The sequence below is a fragment of the Pseudomonas sp. KCJK8993 genome, from assembly GCF_046230915.1.
Lineage (GTDB): Bacteria > Pseudomonadota > Gammaproteobacteria > Pseudomonadales > Pseudomonadaceae > Aquipseudomonas > Aquipseudomonas piscis.
The window spans coordinates 1-3,898 of record NZ_JBJJLO010000210.1; the positions used below are offsets into that span (position 1 = coordinate 1).

Consider the following 3,898-nt stretch of genomic DNA (forward strand, 5'->3'; position numbering starts at 1 on the left):
CGCGTCACCTGTGTATAAGAGACAGGAAGTGGTATTAGGCAGGTCTGGCAGCGAGGGCCAAAAGCCTGGAGGCGACCCGTGGCGGATCGCGAAGTGGTATGGGCAGGCGGGTTTTGCGGGGCGGGGAAAATATTTTTTGCAGGAGGGGGGATTAAGGGCGGATCTCGATCATGGTGCCGTCCTTGACCAGGCCCCAGACCTCACGCATGTCGACGTTGCGCATGGCGATGCAGCCGTCGGTCCAGTCCAGGGTATGGAAGTACTGCTCGGGGAATTCCTCGGTGTCCGGGGTGCCGTGGATCATGATCATGCCGCCGGGGTCAACGCCTTCGCGCCGGGAGCGGGCGGCGTCGCTGATGTTCGGATAGGAGATGTGCATGGCCAGGTAGTAACGGTCGCTGGTCTTGCGCCAGTCGAGCCAGTACAGGCCCTCGGGCGTGCGCTTGTCGCCTTCCATGAGCTTGGGCCCCTTGGGTTTCTTGCCCAGGGAGATGCGATAGGTCTTCAGCGGTTTGCCGTCATTGATCAACTGCAGTTGATGGGCGGACTTGAGTACCAGGACTTTCTCGATGACCTTGCCGTCGAGGGTTTCCACCGTGGAGGCCTGGGAAACAGCGACAAAGGAACAGCACAGCAGGGCAAGCAACCAGCGCATTGACACGATATCCCCAGGCGCGCACGGGGTCCCGTGCACGATCATTGTTTAACTGATGGCAGGCTGAGCGAGTGGCGGGATGGACTCGGTGCGTACTTGGAAAGCACCTGCCCGCCGGTCAGCGAAGAAGCATTCTAAGGTACGGCCGACGGTGCGGAAAGCCAGCTCGGACCAAGGGATGTCGGTTTCATCGAACAAGCGCACTTCAAGGCTCTCGGGGCCGGCGGCAAAATCCAGGTCGGCCAGCTCTGCGCGAAAGAACACATGCACCTGGCTGATATGCGGGACGTCGATCAGGGTATAGAAGCTCAAGTCGCGCACACGGGCGCAGGCTTCTTCGAAGGTTTCGCGGATCGCCCCCTGTTCCACGGTCTCGCCGTTCTCCATGAAACCGGCCGGCAGGGTCCAGTAGCCCAGGCGTGGCTCGATGGCCCGGCGGCATAACATGACCTTGCCTTCCCAGGTGGCCAGGCAGCCGGCGACGATGTTGGGGTTCTGGTAGTGGATGGTCTGGCAGTGATCGCAGACAAAGCGCAGGCGCGAGTCGCCTTCGGGAATGCGCTGGGTCACCGGGTTGCCGCACTGGCTGCAAAATTTCATGGGGGCTGTCCGGAAAAGGCTGCGGCTATCTTGGCGCGGGCGGCCCGTTGTCGGCAAGTTATCCTTGAGCGACATGCCCGGGGAACGGGGGTTGGGCGGCTGCCGGGATTGGTGCATGATGCACGGTAGCCAACAGATCGAGATACCCCATGCTGGACGAGCTACTTCATCGGGTAAGCCACTACACGCCGCGTACATTGGAGACTGATCGACGTTTTCCCGAGGCCGCCGTGCTGGTGCCCATCACCCGCAGCGATGAGCCGGAGCTGGTGCTGACCCTGCGCGCCAGCGGGCTTTCGACCCATGGCGGCGAGGTGGCGTTTCCCGGCGGGCGACGCGATCCGGAGGATCCGGACCTGGTGTTCACCGCCCTGCGCGAAGCAGAGGAAGAGATCGGCCTGCCGCCTGGGCTGGTGGAAGTCATTGGTCCCCTGAGCCCGTTGATCTCCAAGCATGGACTGAAGGTCACGCCCTACGTCGGGGTGATTCCCGACTTCGTCGAGTATCGCGCCAACGACGCCGAGATCGCCGCGGTGTTCAACGTCCCCCTGGAGTTCTTTCGCCAGGACCCCAGGGAGCATACCCACCGCATCGATTACCAGGGGCGTAGCTGGTACGTTCCGAGCTATCGTTTCGGCGAGTTCAAGATCTGGGGCCTGACGGCGATCATGATCGTCGAGCTGGTCAACCTGCTGTATGACGCCGGGATCAGCCTGCGCCACCCACCGAAGAATTCCGTCACCCTCTGAAGCCATCGCACGTATGGCACTCACCCGCGGCTGCCTGAGCCATGAGGACAACAAGATGAAATACCGCCTGGGCGATGCCCGAGTCGAAACCCATCCACAGAGCTGGGTCGCCCCGAATGCCACGCTGGTGGGCAAGGTCAAGCTGGAGGAGGGCGCCAGCGTGTGGTTCAACGCCGTGCTGCGCGGCGACAACGAACTGATCCTGATCGGCAGGCACAGTAACGTCCAGGACGGCACCGTGATGCATACCGACATGGGGTATCCACTGACCATCGGCACCGGGGTGACCATTGGCCACAACGCCATGCTGCATGGCTGCACCGTGGGCGACTACAGCCTGATCGGCATCAACGCGGTGATCCTCAACGGCGCGAAGATCGGCAAGAACTGCATCATCGGCGCCAACTCGCTGATCGGCGAAGGCAAGGAGATTCCCGATGGTTCGCTGGTCATGGGCTCGCCGGGCAAGGTGGTACGTGAGCTCACCGAGCCGCAGAAGAAGATGCTCGAGGCCAGCGCCGCCCATTATGTGCACAACGCCCAGCGCTATGCCCGGGACCTGGCCGAGCAGGAGCCATGAGCCTTGCGGAGAAACCCGTGGCCTCGCCTTGCGTGAGCATCTGCGCCCTGGACGAACGGGATATCTGCACCGGTTGCCAGCGCACGGTGGACGAGATCACCCGTTGGGGACGCATGGACAATGCCGAGCGGCGCGCGGTATTGATCCTGTGCCATGAGCGGGCCAGGGACAGTGGGCTGCTGTGGCTGACGGGCTCGGGGAGTAGCAGCTGATTCGTTTCTGCTGTGCTTGTCGGGGAATCGAGGACTTTCCTGGCCCGATTCCCACGGCGCAAGTAATCTGTACGTCTTCCCGACAGGTACTCTTCGCCTCCATGTTCTTCCTGATCGCCTATATCAGCAGTGTCGTGCTGACCAACTACGCCTTTTCCGTCGCTCCGCACCTGGACATCATCTGGTCGGCCTGGGGCGGGTTGCTGTTCGTCCTGCGCGACATGGTGCAGACCCGCTTCGGCCATGGCGCCATCGTCGCCATGCTGGCGGCCCTGGCGTTGTCCTACCTGACCTCCGACCCGGCTATCGCCCTGGCCAGTGCCACTGCCTTCGCGGTCTCGGAGAGCATCGATTGGCTGGTGTTCAGCATTACCAAGCGCCCGCTGCACGATCGGCTGTGGATCAGCTCGGCGCTGAGCATCCCCCTGGATACCTTCATTTTCTTCGGCATGATCGACGCGCTGACTCCAGGGGTGATACTCACTGCCCTGGGTTCGAAGTTCGCCGGGGTCACGGTGGTGTGGCTGGCCATGGCCTGGCGTTTGCGCAAAGCGGCGTGCGCCGGCTGAGCCAAAGGCCATGGTTCATGTAAAATGCCGCGCTTTCCCGGGTCGCCAGCCTGGCGCTCGGCCTACGATGATCCGCTTCCTTGAGGACCTTCAGATGACTCGTATCGGAACTCCACTGTCGCCAACCGCGACCCGCGTCTTGCTTTGTGGCTGTGGTGAGTTGGGCAAGGAGGTGGTGATCGAGCTGCAACGCCTGGGCGTCGAAGTGATCGCCGTGGACCGCTATGCCAACGCTCCGGCGATGCAGGTGGCCCATCGCAGCCACGTGATCAACATGCTCGACGGCGCAGACCTGCGCGCCGTGATCGAGGCGGAAAAACCGCACTTCATCGTGCCGGAAATCGAGGCCATCGCCACGGCGACCCTGGTGGAGCTGGAAGCCGAAGGCTTCACCGTGATCCCGACCGCCCGGGCCACCCAGCTGACCATGAACCGCGAAGGCATCCGGCGCCTGGCCGCCGAAGAGCTGGATCTGCCGACCTCGCCATACCACTTCGCCGATACCTTCGAGGACTACAGCAAGGCCGTGCAGG

6 protein-coding genes and 1 pseudogene are annotated in these 3,898 nt (G+C 62.7%); 5 read left to right on the forward strand and 2 right to left on the reverse strand.

The window, feature by feature from the left end; genetic code table 11:
* Nucleotides 1-151: 151 nt before the first annotated feature.
* Both ACK6AU_RS31490 and ACK6AU_RS31495 read right to left on the reverse strand, forming a co-directional pair.
* Nucleotides 152-655 carry a murein L,D-transpeptidase family protein gene (locus ACK6AU_RS31490; RefSeq protein ID WP_185699997.1) on the reverse strand — a complete coding sequence of 168 codons (504 nt, stop codon included), beginning with the start codon at nucleotides 653-655 and terminating at the stop codon, nucleotides 152-154.
* 48 nt (nucleotides 656-703) lie between these two features.
* Nucleotides 704-1,255, reverse strand: coding sequence for an NUDIX hydrolase (locus ACK6AU_RS31495; RefSeq protein ID WP_409303640.1), 552 nt, complete (start codon nucleotides 1,253-1,255; stop codon nucleotides 704-706).
* 149 nt (nucleotides 1,256-1,404) lie between these two features.
* Here ACK6AU_RS31495 and ACK6AU_RS31500 point away from each other — a divergent pair, with 149 nt between their 5' ends.
* The 5 genes and pseudogenes from ACK6AU_RS31500 to purT form a co-directional block, all read left to right on the forward strand.
* Nucleotides 1,405-2,004, forward strand: a complete 600-nt coding sequence (locus ACK6AU_RS31500) for a CoA pyrophosphatase (RefSeq protein WP_185699999.1) — start codon at nucleotides 1,405-1,407, stop codon at nucleotides 2,002-2,004.
* A 55-nt stretch (nucleotides 2,005-2,059) separates the two neighbouring features.
* Nucleotides 2,060-2,584 carry a gamma carbonic anhydrase family protein gene (locus ACK6AU_RS31505; protein ID WP_031320949.1) on the forward strand — a complete coding sequence of 175 codons (525 nt, stop codon included), beginning with the start codon at nucleotides 2,060-2,062 and terminating at the stop codon, nucleotides 2,582-2,584.
* Nucleotides 2,581-2,796 (forward strand): DUF1289 domain-containing protein, encoded by a 216-nt coding sequence (locus ACK6AU_RS31510; protein WP_409303642.1) that lies wholly within the window; start codon nucleotides 2,581-2,583, stop codon nucleotides 2,794-2,796. The genes ACK6AU_RS31505 and ACK6AU_RS31510 overlap by 4 nt, the downstream gene beginning before the upstream one ends.
* Before the next feature lie 101 nt (nucleotides 2,797-2,897).
* Entirely contained in the window at nucleotides 2,898-3,365 is a 468-nt protein-coding gene (locus ACK6AU_RS31515) for a preQ0 transporter (protein WP_022642489.1), read from the forward strand.
* A 94-nt stretch (nucleotides 3,366-3,459) separates the two neighbouring features.
* Nucleotides 3,460-3,898: pseudogene (gene purT, locus ACK6AU_RS31520) on the forward strand (phosphoribosylglycinamide formyltransferase 2); the annotation flags it as partial.

What these genes read in the sequence shown, in the direction of transcription:
- ACK6AU_RS31515 (WP_022642489.1), top strand. Translation starts at nt 2,898, where the DNA reads ATGTTCTTCCTGATCGCCTATATCAGCAGTGTCGTGCTGACCAACTAC.
- ACK6AU_RS31490 (WP_185699997.1), bottom strand. Translation starts at nt 655, where the DNA reads ATGCGCTGGTTGCTTGCCCTGCTGTGCTGTTCCTTTGTCGCTGTTTCC.
- ACK6AU_RS31510 (WP_409303642.1), top strand. Translation starts at nt 2,581, where the DNA reads ATGAGCCTTGCGGAGAAACCCGTGGCCTCGCCTTGCGTGAGCATCTGC.
- ACK6AU_RS31500 (WP_185699999.1), top strand. Translation starts at nt 1,405, where the DNA reads ATGCTGGACGAGCTACTTCATCGGGTAAGCCACTACACGCCGCGTACA.
- ACK6AU_RS31495 (WP_409303640.1), bottom strand. Translation starts at nt 1,255, where the DNA reads ATGAAATTTTGCAGCCAGTGCGGCAACCCGGTGACCCAGCGCATTCCC.
- ACK6AU_RS31505 (WP_031320949.1), top strand. Translation starts at nt 2,060, where the DNA reads ATGAAATACCGCCTGGGCGATGCCCGAGTCGAAACCCATCCACAGAGC.